This is a genomic window from Streptomyces sp. NPDC018045, from assembly GCF_044327445.1.
In the GTDB taxonomy this organism is placed as follows: domain Bacteria; phylum Actinomycetota; class Actinomycetes; order Streptomycetales; family Streptomycetaceae; genus Streptomyces.
On the sequence record NZ_JBIRFL010000035.1, the window covers coordinates 16,682 to 32,656 of the forward strand.

The following is a 15,975-nucleotide window of genomic DNA, read 5'->3' on the forward strand; positions in this document are numbered from 1 at the left end:
CGGGGCCGCACGGACGCCGAGAAAGGCGGTGGGGCGTCTCTCCTTCGGGAGGGGCGCCCCACCGCCTTGCAAGGGACGCGGGGGCTGCGAGGAGGTCGCGGAGGGTGTCAGCCGAAGGCGCCGTGGCGGCGGACGTCAGGGGACGGGTCCTTGGCGTCCCCCTCCTCGGCGCCGGGGCGGCCCTGGGCGTCGGGCGGGCTCTTGGGGGCCGCCTTTTGTGAGCCTGAGGCCGTGGCCGTGGGGGATTTCCCGGGCCGTCCGTCGGTCGCGTCCTTGGTGGCTTCCTCGGTTCCCTTCGCTTCCTTGGCGGCTTCCTGTGCTTCCTTGGCCCGGCGCTCGGGCGCCGTGCCGGGGCCGCCGGGTGGCGGGGCGGCCGCGCCGGAGGGGGCCGCGGAGCCGGGCTTCCCGGCCGGGGCCTCGGCGGCGGCTCCTGCGGCCGCGGTGCCTCCCGTACGTACGCCCTTGGCCACACCCGCGCCGCCTCGTGCGCGCTTCACGTCGGCGGCCTGGGGCGGGCCGAAGGGGTCGGGCCCCTGGGGCGCGCCGGTGGTCTCCCACTGCGCGGTCAGCGGAGGACGCTGTCCCTGGCGGCCCTTGCCTCCCCTGCCGCGGAAGGCGCCGCCCAGCGACGTGGCGAGCTGGCCGAGGGCCATGAAGCCGTACGCGGTCTGCGTACCGGACGACTGCGCGCCGTCGTCCCGGGCGGTGGCCGGGGCCGCGTCGTGAGCGCCGGAATCCGCGCCCGCGTGCGCCCCCTTGTCCTGGGAGGCGGCGTTCTCCAGATCGGCCGCGGCGAGTTCGAAGGCCGGCAGGGTCTCGTCGACGGACCGCTTGAGCTGATGCCACTCCGCCGCGAACGCCTCGCCCGCGGGGCCGTGCCAGTTGGCCGCCGCGGCCTCGCCCACATGCCGGTCCAGGTCCCGCACCAGGCCGTCCAGGTGCTTGCCCATGTCCCGCCAGCCGGCCGCCGCCTCGTGCAGGGCGTGGGGGTTGCGCTGCTCGGTCACCGGACACCCCGGATCGTCTTGACGAGTTCTTCCTCGGCCGTGTCCGTCGACACGGCCGTCTCACGGATGCCGCCGGCGACCTCCGCCAGCCGCTCCCGCAACTGCTCCAGGGCGCGCTCGGCCTGCTCGTACAGCTCCAGGTACGGCTTGGCCGCCTCGCGTGAGCCGAATCCGTCGCACAGCGCCCCGGCGTCGGCGCGCCGTCTGAAAGCGGTCAGCTCACGGCCCAGGTCGTCCGCGGATATCTCGAACTTGGTACCGAGCTTGTGCAGCTCCTCGGTACTGATCCGGACCTCGTCTGACATCTTTTCTCCCCGAATTGATGGGCGCGGCGCGAATGACGCGGCTCGAAAGCGGCGACGGCCTGCCGGACAAGGCCCCAGGTCTAGCACACCCGGATAGCGGCCGACTGCCGCGCCCGAAGCGGCCGGACACCATCGCGGAGAGGGAAAAGGGACCAATATCCCGCAATGCCAACAAGCCTCCTTGACGAGCGGTTCCGATCCGTCATTAGACTCATGACGCCGGCGCGGCACACGCGGTTGCCGTACCATCGAGTTCACCGGGGGCAAGAAGACATGAGCGGTATGAGCGGCCTGGGCGATGAGCGGCAGATCCAGGACGAGGACCTGATGGACGTCGCCCAGGACTCCGAGCAGGCGCACCGGCTGCGCAAGGCCCTGCAGACACTGGCCACCAACCCCAAGGTCGGCGGAAAGCTCCAGGAAATGGCCCAGGAGGTACTCTCCGGGCGGATCGGCATGAAGGACGCCATCCAGTCCGAGGAGTACATGGGCGCCATCGGCGACCGCATGAGCGAGATGCGGCGGGCGGCGGAGAACCGGACGCAGGCCGAGCGGGAGGCGGCCCGCGAGCAGTTCGCGCAGTGGCAGAAGGAGCAGGCGGAGCAGGAGGACCAAGAGCGCGCCGAGCGCGACGGTCCCTCGGACGCCCTGGTGACGGGGCCGCGACGGGGCGGCCGGGGCGGCACGGGCCACCGGAGCTGACCTTGTGGGCCCGGCTGTCGGCGGCCGGGCCCGGAATCCGCGCCCGGGTTGGGCGCGCGTCCGATGCACGGGGGCCCGTGCGGGGTGCGGCTCGGTACGGGCGGTCTTCGGCGCGTTCGGTTCCTCCGGAGCGTTCGCTGCCTTCAGTGCCTTCAGTGCCTTCGATTCCTACGGTGCCTTCGGCGCGTTCGGTTCCTTCGGTTCCGCGTTCGGTTCCTTCGGTGCTGGACTCCTCGGGATCGGACGCGACAGGAAAACCGACGCGTCCGGTACCTGAATCGACACCATATTTTCCCGCTTGTCCGCTCACCCGGCCGATGCTTGTTCGCATTCGCCGGTACGTGATCGCCCCTGGATGGCACTCGCCGACTCCCGATGCGATCTCGACCGGCATTGCTATCGTGCGCGATCGCGTGCCGGAGAAGCACACGCGGGAGAGAGCGGAGCAAAATGCCACATATTCGGATGCTCGGTCAGGGTGCGCGGATCACGGCGGGCACCTTGTGCCTGCTTTTCCTTCTGCACACCCTGTACTGGCTGGGCCATGATCTTGTAACGATCGGTCCTGGTGGTGTGTGGGATTTGTGGACGGGGGGCGCGCATCCCGGTTCCGGCCGTCCCGCCGGCTCTTCCGGTTCCGGTGGCGCTCCAGCGGCCTATCCGGTCTCGACTCCGTACGAGGTGGGCCTGGCCCTGCTGCAAGGCGCCGCCGCGGGAACCGCGTTCGCCGGGCGGCGGCCGGCCGGCGGCCTGCTCGCGGTGGCGACCGCGATGACGTTCTCCCTGCGGGTGCAGGCCATCGTCAGCACCGGCAACCACACCTCGACCAACCCCTGGTTCCTCGGCGCGGGCGGCCTCGACGACGACACCCTGATGGCGGTCTTCCTCTCCGCGGGGCTGCTGGTGCCGCTGACCCTAGTCGCGGCCGTCGTGCTGCCGGCCGGTATTCGCGCCTGGCCGAGGCCCGGCAAGGCACCCGGCCTGCCTCCGGTGCGTCCCGCCGGGCCGGCCGGCCCGGTGACCGCGATCGTGCTGGGCGCGCTCACCCTCCTGTGCATGGTCTGGATCTGCTACGCGCTGGTGCAATCCCTCGGCAACGGGGCCGGAGCGTCGCTGGACGTCCTGTTCACCGGCCGCGGCCTGCTCATGGCCATGCTGGGCATGGCGCCCGGCTGGGCCTGGCTGACGTTCCTGCCGCTGTGCGCGGCCGGCGCGCTGCTCGCCGCCACCCGCCGGGTCTCCGCCCGCGGCTTCGCCCTCGGGCTGGCGCTGGCCCTGCTGCCGGTCGCCTTCCTGAGCCTGTGCGGCTCCATCCGTACGGGAACGTTCTTCGAACTCGGTGACGTCGCACCGGGCGGCGCGCTGCTGGGCCGGGCGCAGGTGGTGGTGGAGCTGGTCGGTTCGGTGCTGGTGCTGGTCCTGATGGGGCGGCGCGGGGAGCCGGTTTGGCCGGGGGTGCCCGGGGGGCCGGGGTCCGGGATGGCAGGGGCCGGGATGCCGGGGTTCGGGATGCCGGGTTTCGCGGTTCCCGGTGCGCCGGGGGCGGTGGGTGCGCCTCCGTACGGGGCTGTCGGCGGACCGGGGCATGGGGCGCCGGGGCATGGGGCGCCGGGGCATGGGGCGCCGGGGCATGGCGGATACCAGGGGCCGTCAGGACATCCGGGGCAGCAAGGGGTTCCGGTATACCCGGCGCCGGGCGGGTTCCAGGTGCCCGGTGGGTACCCGGCTCCCGCGCCCGGCCTGTATGAGGGGGCTGGCGGCCCGGCCGGGCCCGGTGGTGCCCCGGCCCCCGGCGGGTACCCCCCGCCGCAGGGTGGCTTCGGCCCGCCGCCCGCGGGCTGACCCGGGCCGCTGCGGACAGCGGTAACGGGCTGGCCTGGGCCGCTGCGAGCAGCGGTACCGGTGTCGGTGCCGGATCGTAGGATCAGCCGGGAGTCGAGGAACGGAGTCGCGGCAGCACGGGAGTTACGGGGCAGCGCGGAAGTGCGGGCGAGCGGCGCGCACGGCGCGAGCATCAGGAAGAACACGGTCAGCACGGCAGGTCGGCCGGCACGCACGCGCGGCGATCCGCGACGGTGGAGGGCGAAGGATCCATGGGGGACAGGGAATTCATGCACGCCTCGGACGAGGGGCAGCGCGGTACGGGGGGCTACGTGCCCCACCCGTACGTCGGCGGCCGCACCGCCGTCCTGCGCGCGCTCGCCGCCTGGCGTATGCAGTGGCCCGGCGCTCCCCGGGTCGTCGTGGTGACCGGAAGCCCCGGCAGCGGGCGTTCGCACCTGGTGGCCGGCTTCCTCATGCTGTGCGACCCGGAACACCGCAAGCGCCTGCCGCTGGACGACCTGGACCCGACGACCGTGCCACCCGACCTGCCCGCGCCCGTCGTACCGACGCCCGAAGGCCGTACCGCGCACCAGGTCCTGTGGACCATCGCCGACCACTTCGGTCTGGACACGGCCCGCACCGCGGGCCTCGTCGCCGAACTCGCCGCTGCCGCCGCCCCGGTGACGGTCGTCGTCCCGGACGTCGACCGGGCCGGCCCGGTACGGGCCGCCGACGAGCCCGCGCGCCTCGTACGGGACGTGCTGAGGCCACTCGCGGAGACCGGCACGGTCCAGTTGCTCGCCGACGTGCCGCGCGCCCTGGCCGCCGAGGTGATCGCGGCACTGCCGTCCGGTCAGGGGCAGATCATCGACCTCGACGAGCCGCGCTGGGCCGACCCCGAGGGGCTGGTCCATCAGGTCGAGTCGGCGCTCGATCCGGAATCCGGCGCACCTGTCCTGCCGTACACCGAAGACCCCGGGGCGCGCCGGGCGCTCGCCGAGGCCATCGCGGAGCGCGCCGACGGCAATCGGCTGACCGCACAGCTCGCGGTGCGGTGTGTCCTCATGCGGCCGGAGGGTTTCGACCCTGCTGACGTGTCGCGGCTGCCGGGCAGTGTGGCTGAGGCTCTGGACGCACACGCACGGCGGCTGGGCGCCGATCCACAGACGCTGCGGCTGATGCTGGCACCGCTGGCACTCGCCGAAGGGGACGGGCTGCCTGTCGACCTGTGGGGCCCGCTGGCGTCCGCCGTCGCCGGGCGCGACATGGCCCAGGAGATCGCGGACGGGATGCTGCTGGCGGGGCCGTTCGTCGAACCGGTCGTCGTGTCGGGTGTGGCGGAGAGCCTGGGGGCGGCGGAGGCTCCGGGGGCGCTGGAGCCTCCAGCGGCGGTGGAAACTCTGGAGGCGGAGGGGGCGTCTGAGGGAGTGGTGGGGCAGGACGGTCGGGCGTCGGGTTCGGCTCCAGGCGCGGCTTCGGGGCCGGGTTCGGGGGCGGGTTCGGCATCAGGTGCGGGATCGACTCCGGCGCCGGGCGTGGCTTCGGGGCCGGCCGCCGGGGACGGCGGCGGCGGCCGTAAGCTGCTGCGCCTCGTGCATCCCGGTGTCGCGGACGCGATACGTGCCGGCCTGACCGATCCGCGCGCCGCGCAGACCCGCATCGCCATGGCACTCCTGGAGGCCGTCCCCGAGCAGGACTGGTCCCGCGCCGACCCCTACGTACGCGATCACCTCGCCGCGCACACCCTGGACGCCGGCCTGCTGCCGCAACTGCTCACCGACCCGGGCCTGTTCACGCATGCCGACCCGGTGTCGCTCCGTACGGCAGTGGAGGCCGTGCCGTACGAGACCCTGGGCGCTCCCGCCCGTACGTACCTGCGGACGGCGCCGCTGCTCACCCGGACCCGGACGTCCGCCGTGCTGCGTGCGGCGCTCCTGGAGACGGCCTTCGTCGAGGACGGCCTCGGACCGTACGCGGACGCGGTGCACGCGCTCGGCCTCGCTCTGCCGTGGCGCACGCTGTGGAGCGTGCTGCTGCCCGGCGTCACCGGCGTGACGGTCGGCAGCCTGCCGGTGGCTTCCGGGGAGGGCGGCGAGGCCTTCAGCGCGGGCGCACCGGGCGCCGCCGCGCTGCCGGTTGCCGCCTTCGTCGTCCCCGAAGGCACACCAGGCTCCCGTACGGTGCCCGGAGAGATCGGAGGGGCGGGTGGTTCCGCCGTACTCGTCCACCAGCTCCTGAGCCCGGGGCTCGTGGACACCGATCCGGCGCGCGTCCTGCGACCCTCGGAGGACGCACGGGCAGCGGCGCCGCTCGCGCTGGGCCGGGACGCGGACCGCGTCCGGGTGTGGGACCGGCAGCGCGGGGAGGCGGTGGCCGACCTCGTCAGCGACACCCCCTTTACAGGCGCCGACCTCTCACCCGAGGGCATCCTGGTCGTCGCCACGGAGCGCGGCGTCAAGGCGCTGCAGATCCCGCTGCCCCCACCCAGGCCCGCTCCCGAAGCGGCTCTCTGACACGCACCGGCCCCCGCCGCGCCCAGCGCCGCCGCACCGGCCCCACCGCGCCCCCCCGGTCTCGCGCCCTCCGGTCCCCCGCCTACGGCCCCGCGCCGTTCGCCGCTGGGTGGTGCAAGCCGTTCCGCCGCCTCTGAGGCCGATCCGGCGACCGGTCAGCGGGGTGGCGGGGTTCAGGGCAGCAGCAGCCAGTCTGCGGCGAGGGCCGCCGCCAGCCCCAGGCCCAGCAGCCAGGTGCCCAGCCGCGTACGACCGTTGCGGCTCAGCTCGATCACGACCCCGCAGAGGATCAGCGCGGCCCCGTACACGCCCACGACCAGTACTGACGTACGGCTCGCGAGACGGATGACGAGCACGACCGCCATGGCGGCCATCAGCACGGAAGCCAGAACGATGCGTACCCGCCGGGCCTGACGTGGGGTCAGGTTCACGCGTCGTGCGGGCAGGGGCTGTTCATCGGCGGGTGCGTCCATGAGCGGGAATGGTACGGGACGACTGTTCGGGACCGTACGGCTGCGTTCGCATCGCCGAGGCCGCCGACAGCCGTATCACCCGGTCCGTACGAGGGACCCGCCCGGACCGTGAACGTGCCGTTCTGGCCACGTACCGGCCGTCGCCCGGCCCCGTGCCCACGCCCCGTGCCACGCCCCATGCCCACGCCCCACGCTCCCCGTTCCCCTTCCTACTCCTACTCCCACTCCCACTCCTACTTCCGCTCCCGCTCCCGCTCCCGCTACGTGAAGAAGAGCACCGCGCCGGACAGCACCGCGCCGATCAGGCCCGCGGCCATCAGCCCGACCATCAGCGTCCGCAGCACGCCGGGGCCGACCGACCGCCACGCGTCGTCGAAGGTCGGGGCGCCCCGGAAGCGGTAGCCGGTCACCGTGCAGAGCACGCCCAGAACGAGGACGACGAGGCCGCCGCAGAGGCACAGCACCCCATTGGCCAGCCGGTTCCAACTGTGCTGGACGTAGCTGGAGCGGCCGACCTGGCGCACCTCGATCAAGTCGCCCTCCTTGAACCGGTGCCAGGAGTCGACGCTGGCGTTCAGGTCCTTCGTCCTGCCGTCGTCCGACCGGAAGGTGCCGTAGCACTGGATGTCGCGCGTACGGTTCCCCGAGTGCTGCTTGTTCGCGTAGTGGTAGTCCGTGGCGCACGCCTCCACGGTGATCTTGCCGGGGCTGCCGTCCACCCACACCGAGTACGGGCCCACGTAGACACCGACCGCGATCAGCAGGAGCGCGGCCAGGACGACGCCCGCGCCGATCAGCCGCCCCAGACCGCGCTTCACCCCGTCCGCCACACCCGGCGCATCGCCCACGTTGGATGTATGGGACGCGCCTGACCTGGTGTGTTCCGACTGTGCTGCCATGGTCAGCGATCCTTTCCAGGGGCGTGCGAAGGTGCAGGACGAACGATGTGCGCATCGACATACCGGACATGCCGCGCGTACGGGGTGTACGTGCTTCCGCGATATGCCGAGCCTACGGCCCGGAGGCACCCGCCCGGCCGGCCAGGCGGTGCGCAGCGTCACCCGTAATGCTGCAAAAAGAGAAAGACGGCTGCACCAAGGATGCCCACTCCGGTGACGGTCAGCAGCAGCGGGCGCAGCACCGCCCCGCCGGGCAGCCCGCCCCAACTGTCGCCGAACGACCGTCCCCGACGGGCGCCGAAACCGGTCAGCAGGCAGAAGGCGCCTGCCGCGAGCATCGGCAGCGAAACGAACACTCCGGCGACATCGCCCCATGCCTGCTCCCAACCGGCGACCACGTACGTTCCGCCGTCACCGCTCCGTACGGGGACCCGGGTGCCCGACGGGTACACCGTGTCGGGGTGGAACGTTCCGAAAGAATTGACACCACCGACGCCGCCCCGGTCGGCGCCTCCGCTCTCCCGGCCGACGTCCCCGCCGTCACCGCCGGCGTCCCCGCCACGGCCAGCGCCTTCGCCGCCCCTGCCGGCGCCCCGTCCCGGGCGGCGTCCCGGTCGGCCCGGAAGGCGCCCGTACAGCCGATGGCCCGGCTGTCGTGACGGCCGCCGCCCCCGACCGTATGACGCTCATGGCACTCCTTGACGGTGTACGTCCCAGGGGAGCCCGCGTATCCGGAGGCCAGCGCCGTCTCTCCGACCGAGATCACGCAGGCCATCACTCCCAGCACCACCAGGACGAGGCCGCTGGCCCGCCCCACCACCCACCGGGCAGCGTTACGTCGGCTGGTCACCGCTGCCAGGGCCCGGCTCGGGGAGCGGAGCGACGCGAAAGGCGCATGGCGCGCCGTCGGTGGCGGCATCAGACGATCCCGTCGACGAGCAGCGCCGCCCCGGCCCCGAGGGCGGCCGGACCGCCGACCCCGACCGGTACGGCTCGGACCACGGGGCCGCCGGGCACCCGGCACCAGGCCTCCCGGAACCCGGGGCCTCGACGCGTACCGAATCCGGTCAGCAGGCAGAACAGTCCCGCCACGAGCGCACACACCGAGACGCAGACGATCGCCGCGCTCCGCCACGTCCACCGCTCGTCCATCATGACCAACCGGTAGTCCGTCTTCTGAACCGCCAGCCGCTTGCCCGGCTCGAACTTGGCCCCGGTGTCGACCGTCGCGTCCTCGACGGCGGCGCCGCCCCGGTCGCCCCGGTCGCCCCGGTCGCCCCGGAAGGTGCCCGAGCAGGTGACGACGGGCCGCGCGTGCCGGTGGCGGGACGAATCGACGCGGTCGAACTGCGTACGGCACTCCTTGACGGTGAGCGTGCCCGCGTCGCCCCGGTGGCCGTTCGCGTAGCCCAGGTCCTTGGCGGTCATCCCGCCGAAGAACAGCCCGGCGAGGACGAGGTCGGCGCCAACGACCCTGCCCGCCGAGGACGGCAACCGGGTCGAGGAGCGCGTGCGTATGAAGGGCTGCGTGGGCATGGAGGGACCGCGTTGCTGTGGAGGACAGTGCCGGCCTGCTCGGCAGTCGTACGGCACGGGCGCGCACGCCATTCGGGGCGCACGGCCTCTGGACCGGGCAGGTACGAAAACTTAACCACCTCTTTCCCCCTCCGCACCACTCCCTGCCCGCCCCGTATTCCGGCCGCCGCAACACCCCAGCACGGTCAATCCGCCCGAATTCGATCCGCATTCGACTGGATTCCCGCTACCCATGTGCCCCAACACCCCCCTGACATTGCCCTGTTGGAGCCCTTTTCGCCGTCACTGTCCCCCACCGGCGCACAAACCGCCGGCCCAGCCCCCCCCCGCGAGGCCGCCTTGACATGCCTGCGTTAAGAACACATGAAGTGGTCCCGCTGGACGTGTCGAGAGACAAACGTGCCAAGCGCGAATGTCAGGGCAATGACGGGGGGCGTGATGGCGGGCTAGGTATTTGACGTGGAACCTGAAGTGCTACGCGCACAGGGGCCACACGTTCGTGAACATCGCGCGGAGTTCGGCACGGCAGCCAGGAGACTCAAGGACGACCTGGAGAGCCTCGGAAAGCCCTGGCAGGGCGCCGGCTTCGACGGCATCTACATCCCGATCCGCGACGGCATGTTCACCTCCATGGATTCGCTGGGCGAACGCCTTGAGAGCATCGGCGACAAACTCCAGGGCATGGCCCGTACGAACACGGCGTCCGACGAACAGGGCGTCCACGTCGTCAGCTCGGTCTCCCGCCTCGCCGCCTGAGGGCACCCGGCCGAGGCACGGGCCCGCCCGTGAGGCCGTCCGCGCGCCGCCCCATGCGGCCCGTCGGCACCCGGCCTGGCGCCACACCGCGCCGTCCCGGCACCGCGCCCCACACCCGCCCTTCCGCGTCCGCACCTTCCACGCCGCTCACGCCGCCGAGCAGCACCAACGCCACTCGAACGGGCCGCTGCACAAGGCACGTCGGCGGCGCACGAGGTGGTCTCGGCGAACACGGGCGAAGCCGTCGACGGATTCACCGAGGAATGGGGCGCCTTTTCCGGCAGCCCCGGCTCCGACCACTACCTGCGTGACGTCCGGATCGCCGCCGAAACCATCGCGTCGGCTTTCGACGCGGCGGCCGTCGCCGTACTCACCAGCAAGATCGCGATCATCGTTCAGCTCGTCGCCCTCGCAGTGGAACTCATCACCGCACAAGCCGCCGCGCCTTTCACGTCCGGGTTGTCCGAAGCGGGCGCGGCGGGCGCGACGCACATCACCCGCCTGGCCGTATGCGAGATACTGAGCAAGACCACATAAGAAGTAGTCCGGGCCGCCACCAAGGCCATGGAACACGCGACGATGGACGCCGTCCAAAAGCTGGCCAAGAAGGCAGCGTCCGCAGAAGCTCGTCAACTGACAATGGACCACGCCAAGAAGACGGTCATGGACCCGGTAAACGAGACCGGCCAGGACAAGGGCGTCGAAGAGGGCAAGGCGAGGGCCACCGGCGCCGCCACGGAAATGGGGCATAACGTCGCCCAGTAGGGCGTCGAGCGCCATGTCAGTGCCCGTGAGGGCATGGGCTGGGGCAAAACCGCCGACATCGGCAAGGAAAAGGCCGGCGAATACGTCGACGGCTCAAGGAAAGTGACCAGAGTCTGGCCGACTCCCAGACGTACACGCCGACCACGCCGACCACGCCAGGTCAGGTCTCACCCACCGCGGCCTCGACGCGTCCCAGAAACACGTGGACGGCCGCACCGGCGGCGCCGCGCCCCGCCACCAGGGAGCCACCGACGGAGCGAGGGATGCGGTGCAGGCCGTGTTCGGGTGAGGATCGGAGGTGTGGGGAGTACGGGGAGTGGTGCGGGGCGTGGTGCACGTGTGCATGCCGCGCGCTACGAAGCCCAGCGGACCATGGAGCACGAAAGTCACCTCAGCCGGAACCTGAACTCCCCCGACGGCGCTACCACCACACCCCCTCCAGCTCGCCCCTCAGCCGAAGACGGCACGAACCTCCTCAGCAACCCCGGCCCTCTCACCACCTCCCCTGGCTCCCCCCGCACTTTCCGTCGCAGCTCCTGCCTCTCCCGCTCCCGCCTCTCCCGCTCCTCCCCTGGCGCGCTGCACGCCTTCCCGCACCTTCGTCGCCATGGCATTGGTCCCGGCCTCCCGCGCGCCGTCGAGCAGCCGGTCACGATGGGTCGCAGGGTCGAGAAGGCCGGCCAAGCCTCCCTGCCGGTCGCCCGGACCAGTCGGCGCGCCGACGACGTACTCGCCGGGCTTGAACTCCCCGCCCTGGACCGTGCCGAACTGCTTCGCGAAATCCTCCTTGGCACCGTCCACCATCTCCCCCGCATCAACGCCGGCGCGGGCACCGAAATGGCTCTCGATCCCCTGCTGAACGAGGTTCTGCCCCGCCCCGGTCACGATGTCGGTGGCCTTCTCCTTGGCGGGGGCGACGACCACGTCCTGGACGGTCTTCCTCGCATAGCCCGTCGCGAAATCCTTGACCTGGTTCTTCACGAAGTCCGAGGCGATTTCCTTGACGCCCTTCTCGGCGGCGTCCGCCATCGCCTCGGTGACCGCTTCGACGACCTCCCGCTTCAGCGTGTCCAGGAGCCGTCGCACCACGAGACGCGTCGCTTGAGTCACACCCAGCGCCCCCACCTCCGACAACCCGAAAGTGAAGGGGGCGGCAGCCTGCGCCGCGATGAGTTCGACGGCCAGGATGACGAGTTGCACGATGACTTCGGCCTTCGCGGCGAATACCGCGGCGGCCGCCACCTCGAAAGCGATTCCGATGACATTGGCCGCGATCTGCGCATCGGTCAGGTAAGAGCCCGGCGCACCCGAGAAGTCCTCCCACTCACCCGTGAAGCGGCTCACCGCCTCGCCCGAATTGCCGCTGACAATCTCCCGTACGGCTGAGCCGCCTCGCCCGTCGGTCCGTCCGACCTGGGCCGCGAACTCCAGCCAGGCCTGCCCGCATTCCATGAGCTTGTCCTCGTCCGCCTCGGGCCAGCGATACCCGAGCAGATCAAGCACCCAGACGACTTCACCAGGCAGCGTCAGCGCCACGGCCCGCTCCTTCCCGGACGCCCGCCGCCATCACAGCCCCCACGGGGATGAATGCGAACCCGACACCTGTCCGACGATCCGCACCCCCTGCCCCTCGGCCGCCTCATACCTCCTCGCCATCTCCTCCAGCTTTTCCCCCATCCCCTCCATCCGCTTCGCGAGCGCATCCATGGACTTGAACATGCCGTCCCGGACCGGCTCGTACATCGTGGCGAACATCTCCGCGAACTCAGCACCCCGCCACGGCTCCCCCAGCCCCGCCAGCCTGTCCTGCAACCGCTTCGAAGCGGTCCCGAACTCCACCCCGATATCGACGAATTCCCTCCCTTGCCGCCCGATCAAGCCCGAGTCGACGTCAAATCCCTGACCCATCACACAGCCCCCACTCGAACAAGCAACAGCCAAAAGAATCAGCGAACGCACCCGCCCGCCTGATTGAGTGCCGCGAGCCTGCCACCCCATCGCAAGCCCAGCAAACACACCGCCCCACTCGCACACTCACACCAACGCCCCACCCCACACCGCCCAGACAATCCGAAGAAACCTTTACCGCACCTCGACCGCGCCTCCCGACGCAACATCACACACCCCACCCCCCAGCTCCACGGCCAATTTCCCGCAAATCCATCCGCAAATTAATCCACTCCACCCCTCACCCCGAAACCAACAGCACAAATTCTCACCAAAATCAGTCACCACTCATACGGACGAACAGCGTGTATGCCGCTGACGGACCTGCCGTCGCCGTCCCCCACACACGCGAAGAAGGGGCCCGCAGCGAACTGCGGGCCCCTTCTTCGACTACGCGACGCGGCTACTACTGCCCCGGAGGCTGGGCAGGCGGAGCCGACGGATAGGAACCGTAGGAGTTGGGCTGTTGGCCGTAGGGGTTCGGCTGCTGCTGGTACGGCCCAGCCTGGTGCGGCGGGAAACCGGCGTTGCCGCCGGGCCCTCCGAGACCACCGGAGCCACCGGGCGGCGGACCGCCGTTGTTCTTCTTCCGCCGCACCACAACGATGACGACCACAAGAGCCGCCACCAGCAGAATCAGCACCAGACCGATGACCACAATCGGCGGAACCCCGATCCCACTGCCACCACTCGCCTTCTGCTCACCGGCCTTACCGGGAGTGGCACCGTCATTCCCCGCAGACGTCGAGTCCGTGACTTCCGGAGCCTTGAGCGGCCCGTACTTGGATCCGGCGGGAATGTCCTGGGTGAGCGCGCGGTACGGGCGAATGGTCCCGTACCCGTACCTGGGACTCGGCGTGCCGATGTCCGACTTACCGTCGGGCGTGATCGCGGTCTTCGTCAGCCGATTGGCCACCTGACCGGCGGTGAGATCCGGAAACTTGGACCGGACGAGCGCTGCTGCGGCGGATACGTAGGCCGTGGCGTCGGAGGTTCCGTCAGCTTGACGGTACTTGGAGCCGAGGCCGGCCGAGTAGATTCGCTCACCAGGGGCCAGGAGGCGGATGTGCTCGCCATAGTTCGACCTACGCCAGACCTGGCCATCCTTGGCCACAGCACCGACCGCAAGAACACCAGGAGCGGCCGCTGGGTACATAGGCGTACCAGTGGAGTCGTTACCCGAGCCAGCGACAAGCAGGACGTCCTTCTTCAGGGCGTAACTGACCGCTTGCTTCTCTTCCTCATTGAACCCAACGCCGGCAAAGGACATGTTGACGACTTTGGCCCCGTTATCCACTGCGTATCGCAACGGCGCCGCGAACCCATTGTCTGATGAAACGTCGTTTTCCGAGTCTTTTGTCTTGACTGGAAGGATCTCGACGCCGGGAGCCAGGCCCATGATTCCGTCAGCGTTGTTGGGCCCGTGCCCGTGCCCGGCAATCAGCGCGGCCATGGCGGTCCCGTGATCGTTCCCGGCCTCCTGATCGGCCGTGCCACCTCCGGAGGCGAAGCTCTTGCCGGGCAAGACACTGCCCTTGAGGTCGGGGTGATCGCCGTCGACTCCCGTGTCGATGACGGCGACGATGACGCCCTTACCCGTGGACTTCTGCCAAATTTCCTTGGCACTGAAAGCGTCGAGCGCCCACTGCCCGTCCCTGATGTAATCCGCCGAAGCAGCCGGCGCGGTGCCGATGACCAGCGCTCCCGCCAAGACCGCGCCGCTCACCGCACGCAGCGTCCGCGTGAAGCTCATGCCGTACACCTCTCCTGAAACAAGATGGGTTCCATAGCCCTAAGACTATGGAACCCGTAAGGAGGAGAGGCCCTAAGAAGAACACCAACAAAGCCTCTCCGGGCTCACACGCTTTCTACCGACCCGGAGGCTGGTTAGAGGGCGCCTGCGGGTAACCGCCGGGAGCGCCGGGCTGCTGGTAGGTGCCGGGCTGCTGCGGCGGGTAGAAGCCAGGTCCACCAGGGCCACCGAAACCACCGCCGGGGGGCGGGCCTTTACGCTTCTTCTTTTTCTTCATCACAATGGTCACGATGATGCCGACGATCACCAAAACAGTGAGCGCAAATCCGGCGATACCAAAGGCAGCTTTGGTGTTGCTGTTGTCTTCTTCCTGCCAGTGGTCCCCATTCGAGGTTCCTGCGGGAGACTGTTCCTGACCCTGGGCGTCAGGAGCCTTCAGGGGGCCGCTCTTCGAACCGGCCGGAACATTCTGGGTCAGAGCTTCATACGGACGGACGATGCCGTAGCCATAGTGGGAGTCCGGACCAGCGCCGGCGGAAACTCCTGTCGGCATATGCGCAGTCTTGACCAGCCGATTAGCCACCTGCCCCGCCGTCAGGCCAGGGAACTTGGCGCGGACCAGCGCGGCAGCGCCAGAGACGTATGCCGCAGCGTCAGAGGTACCGCTCGCCAGCCGATACGGCTTGGTTGCGGCTGCGGAACGGATCACTTCTCCGGGCGCGGCAAGGAGAAGGTGAGAGCCGTAGTTTGAGTCCTTCCAAATCTTCCGGTCCTCCCCCACGGCCCCGACAGCAAGGACCCCCGGCGATGCGGCCGGATAGTTGGGGTTTGCCGACCCCGCGTTTCCCGAGCTGGCCACCAAGAGGACGTCATGTTGCACGGCATAGGCGATGGCAGCTTTATCCGCGTCCGTGACGTCGCCGACGCCACCAATCGACATGTTGACGATTTTTGCCCCGTGATCGACCGCGTAACGCAACGGCTCGGCGAAAGAGGAGCCGTACGTGTCGCCTTCGGAATCCGAGTGCTTGATCGGCAGAATTTTGGCATCGGGAGCAAGCCCCTTGACCCCCTGCGTGTTCCCGGGACCATGCCCGTGACCGGCAATCAACGAAGCCATCGACGTACCGTGGTTGTTTTTGGTCTCGTGATCTGCCGGGTCACCTGAGGAAAAATTCTTGCCGGGTAGGACATTACCTTGCAGGTCCGGATGACTCCCGTTCACGCCGCTGTCGATAACAGCAACGGTGATTCCCTTACCAGTGGACTGCTGCCACGCCTTCTCGGCATCAAGGGATCGAAGAGCCCACTGGTCATCACGGATTTGGTCCGCCGAAGCAGCCGGTGCGGTGCTGAAGAGCAGCGCTCCCACCACCGCCGCGCCGCTCACCGCACGCAGCGTCCGCGTGAAGCTCATGCCGTACACCTCTCCTATGCAGGACGGGGCCCACAGCCCGAGGACTGCGGGCCCCGTCTCGGTTCCGCCGGCTACTTG

At 70.1% G+C, this 15,975-nt stretch carries 17 protein-coding genes; 7 read left to right on the plus strand and 10 right to left on the minus strand.

What is annotated here, in order from left to right; translation table 11 throughout:
- Positions 1–107: 107 nt before the first annotated feature.
- Positions 108–1,007 carry a WXG100 family type VII secretion target gene (locus tag ACH4EB_RS35395; protein WP_398352460.1) on the minus strand — a complete coding sequence of 300 codons (900 nt, stop codon included), beginning with the start codon at positions 1,005–1,007 and terminating at the stop codon, positions 108–110.
- Positions 1,004–1,312, minus strand: a complete 309-nt coding sequence (locus ACH4EB_RS35400; protein ID WP_398352461.1) for a WXG100 family type VII secretion target — start codon at positions 1,310–1,312, stop codon at positions 1,004–1,006. Before ACH4EB_RS35400 ends, ACH4EB_RS35395 begins: the two co-directional genes overlap by 4 nt.
- 273 nt (positions 1,313–1,585) lie before the next feature.
- On the opposite strand from ACH4EB_RS35400, the gene ACH4EB_RS35405 reads away from it, so the two are divergent.
- The 3 genes from ACH4EB_RS35405 (at position 1,586) to ACH4EB_RS35415 (ending at position 6,351) form a co-directional block, all read left to right on the plus strand.
- A complete protein-coding gene (locus tag ACH4EB_RS35405; protein ID WP_398352462.1) occupies positions 1,586–2,014 on the plus strand; it encodes a hypothetical protein in 429 nt (142 codons plus the stop codon).
- A 465-nt stretch (positions 2,015–2,479) separates the two neighbouring features.
- Positions 2,480–3,856 (plus strand): hypothetical protein, encoded by a 1,377-nt coding sequence (locus tag ACH4EB_RS35410; protein ID WP_398352463.1) that lies wholly within the window; start codon positions 2,480–2,482, stop codon positions 3,854–3,856.
- 251 nt (positions 3,857–4,107) lie between these two features.
- The gene (locus ACH4EB_RS35415) at positions 4,108–6,351 is read left to right on the plus strand and encodes an ATP-binding protein (protein WP_398352464.1); all 2,244 of its coding nucleotides are present in this window, start codon (positions 4,108–4,110) and stop codon (positions 6,349–6,351) included.
- A 173-nt stretch (positions 6,352–6,524) separates the two neighbouring features.
- On the opposite strand, the gene ACH4EB_RS35420 is transcribed toward ACH4EB_RS35415, so the two are convergent.
- From ACH4EB_RS35420 to ACH4EB_RS35430, 3 genes are all read right to left on the minus strand, one after another.
- Positions 6,525–6,824: a hypothetical protein gene (locus ACH4EB_RS35420; protein WP_398352465.1), complete on the minus strand. Its 300-nt coding sequence runs from the start codon at positions 6,822–6,824 to the stop codon at positions 6,525–6,527.
- 260 nt (positions 6,825–7,084) lie between these two features.
- Positions 7,085–7,672 (minus strand): hypothetical protein, encoded by a 588-nt coding sequence (locus tag ACH4EB_RS35425; RefSeq protein ID WP_398352466.1) that lies wholly within the window; start codon positions 7,670–7,672, stop codon positions 7,085–7,087.
- A gap of 209 nt (positions 7,673–7,881) precedes the next feature.
- Positions 7,882–8,121, minus strand: a complete 240-nt coding sequence (locus ACH4EB_RS35430) for a hypothetical protein (RefSeq protein ID WP_398352467.1) — start codon at positions 8,119–8,121, stop codon at positions 7,882–7,884.
- Between the two features lie 63 nt (positions 8,122–8,184).
- Here ACH4EB_RS35430 and ACH4EB_RS35435 point away from each other — a divergent pair, with 63 nt between their 5' ends.
- Positions 8,185–8,382 (plus strand): hypothetical protein, encoded by a 198-nt coding sequence (locus tag ACH4EB_RS35435; RefSeq protein WP_398352468.1) that lies wholly within the window; start codon positions 8,185–8,187, stop codon positions 8,380–8,382.
- Between the two features lie 259 nt (positions 8,383–8,641).
- Here the strand turns inward: ACH4EB_RS35435 and ACH4EB_RS35440 are convergent, their stop codons facing one another.
- Positions 8,642–9,259 carry a hypothetical protein gene (locus ACH4EB_RS35440; RefSeq protein ID WP_398352469.1) on the minus strand — a complete coding sequence of 206 codons (618 nt, stop codon included), beginning with the start codon at positions 9,257–9,259 and terminating at the stop codon, positions 8,642–8,644.
- A 459-nt stretch (positions 9,260–9,718) separates the two neighbouring features.
- On the opposite strand from ACH4EB_RS35440, the gene ACH4EB_RS35445 reads away from it, so the two are divergent.
- From ACH4EB_RS35445 to ACH4EB_RS35455, 3 genes are all read left to right on the plus strand, one after another.
- A complete protein-coding gene (locus ACH4EB_RS35445; protein WP_398352470.1) occupies positions 9,719–10,015 on the plus strand; it encodes a WXG100 family type VII secretion target in 297 nt (98 codons plus the stop codon).
- A 216-nt stretch (positions 10,016–10,231) separates the two neighbouring features.
- Complete coding sequence (locus ACH4EB_RS35450) at positions 10,232–10,552, plus strand: hypothetical protein (RefSeq protein WP_398352471.1); 321 nt, start codon at positions 10,232–10,234, stop codon at positions 10,550–10,552.
- A 42-nt stretch (positions 10,553–10,594) separates the two neighbouring features.
- A complete protein-coding gene (locus tag ACH4EB_RS35455) occupies positions 10,595–10,780 on the plus strand; it encodes a hypothetical protein (protein ID WP_398352473.1) in 186 nt (61 codons plus the stop codon).
- A gap of 450 nt (positions 10,781–11,230) precedes the next feature.
- Here the strand turns inward: ACH4EB_RS35455 and ACH4EB_RS35460 are convergent, their stop codons facing one another.
- The 4 genes from ACH4EB_RS35460 to ACH4EB_RS35475 all read right to left on the minus strand — a co-directional run bounded on the left by ACH4EB_RS35460 (position 11,231) and on the right by ACH4EB_RS35475 (position 15,897).
- Complete coding sequence (locus ACH4EB_RS35460; protein WP_398352475.1) at positions 11,231–12,316, minus strand: PE-PGRS family protein; 1,086 nt, start codon at positions 12,314–12,316, stop codon at positions 11,231–11,233.
- 30 nt (positions 12,317–12,346) lie between these two features.
- Positions 12,347–12,688, minus strand: a complete 342-nt coding sequence (locus ACH4EB_RS35465) for a WXG100 family type VII secretion target (RefSeq protein WP_398352477.1) — start codon at positions 12,686–12,688, stop codon at positions 12,347–12,349.
- A gap of 445 nt (positions 12,689–13,133) precedes the next feature.
- Positions 13,134–14,480: a S8 family serine peptidase gene (locus ACH4EB_RS35470; protein WP_398352478.1), complete on the minus strand. Its 1,347-nt coding sequence runs from the start codon at positions 14,478–14,480 to the stop codon at positions 13,134–13,136.
- 115 nt (positions 14,481–14,595) lie between these two features.
- Positions 14,596–15,897 carry a S8 family serine peptidase gene (locus tag ACH4EB_RS35475; protein WP_398352480.1) on the minus strand — a complete coding sequence of 434 codons (1,302 nt, stop codon included), beginning with the start codon at positions 15,895–15,897 and terminating at the stop codon, positions 14,596–14,598.
- Positions 15,898–15,975: the final 78 nt, after the last annotated feature.

Coding starts and splice junctions, on each gene's coding strand:
- ACH4EB_RS35470 (WP_398352478.1), bottom strand. CDS start 14,480: ATGAGCTTCACGCGGACGCTGCGTGCGGTGAGCGGCGCGGTCTTGGCG.
- ACH4EB_RS35440 (WP_398352469.1), bottom strand. CDS start 9,259: ATGCCCACGCAGCCCTTCATACGCACGCGCTCCTCGACCCGGTTGCCG.
- ACH4EB_RS35400 (WP_398352461.1), bottom strand. CDS start 1,312: ATGTCAGACGAGGTCCGGATCAGTACCGAGGAGCTGCACAAGCTCGGT.
- ACH4EB_RS35405 (WP_398352462.1), top strand. CDS start 1,586: ATGAGCGGTATGAGCGGCCTGGGCGATGAGCGGCAGATCCAGGACGAG.
- ACH4EB_RS35420 (WP_398352465.1), bottom strand. CDS start 6,824: ATGGACGCACCCGCCGATGAACAGCCCCTGCCCGCACGACGCGTGAAC.
- ACH4EB_RS35475 (WP_398352480.1), bottom strand. CDS start 15,897: ATGAGCTTCACGCGGACGCTGCGTGCGGTGAGCGGCGCGGCGGTGGTG.
- ACH4EB_RS35455 (WP_398352473.1), top strand. CDS start 10,595: ATGGACGCCGTCCAAAAGCTGGCCAAGAAGGCAGCGTCCGCAGAAGCT.
- ACH4EB_RS35410 (WP_398352463.1), top strand. CDS start 2,480: ATGCTCGGTCAGGGTGCGCGGATCACGGCGGGCACCTTGTGCCTGCTT.
- ACH4EB_RS35415 (WP_398352464.1), top strand. CDS start 4,108: ATGGGGGACAGGGAATTCATGCACGCCTCGGACGAGGGGCAGCGCGGT.
- ACH4EB_RS35465 (WP_398352477.1), bottom strand. CDS start 12,688: ATGGGTCAGGGATTTGACGTCGACTCGGGCTTGATCGGGCGGCAAGGG.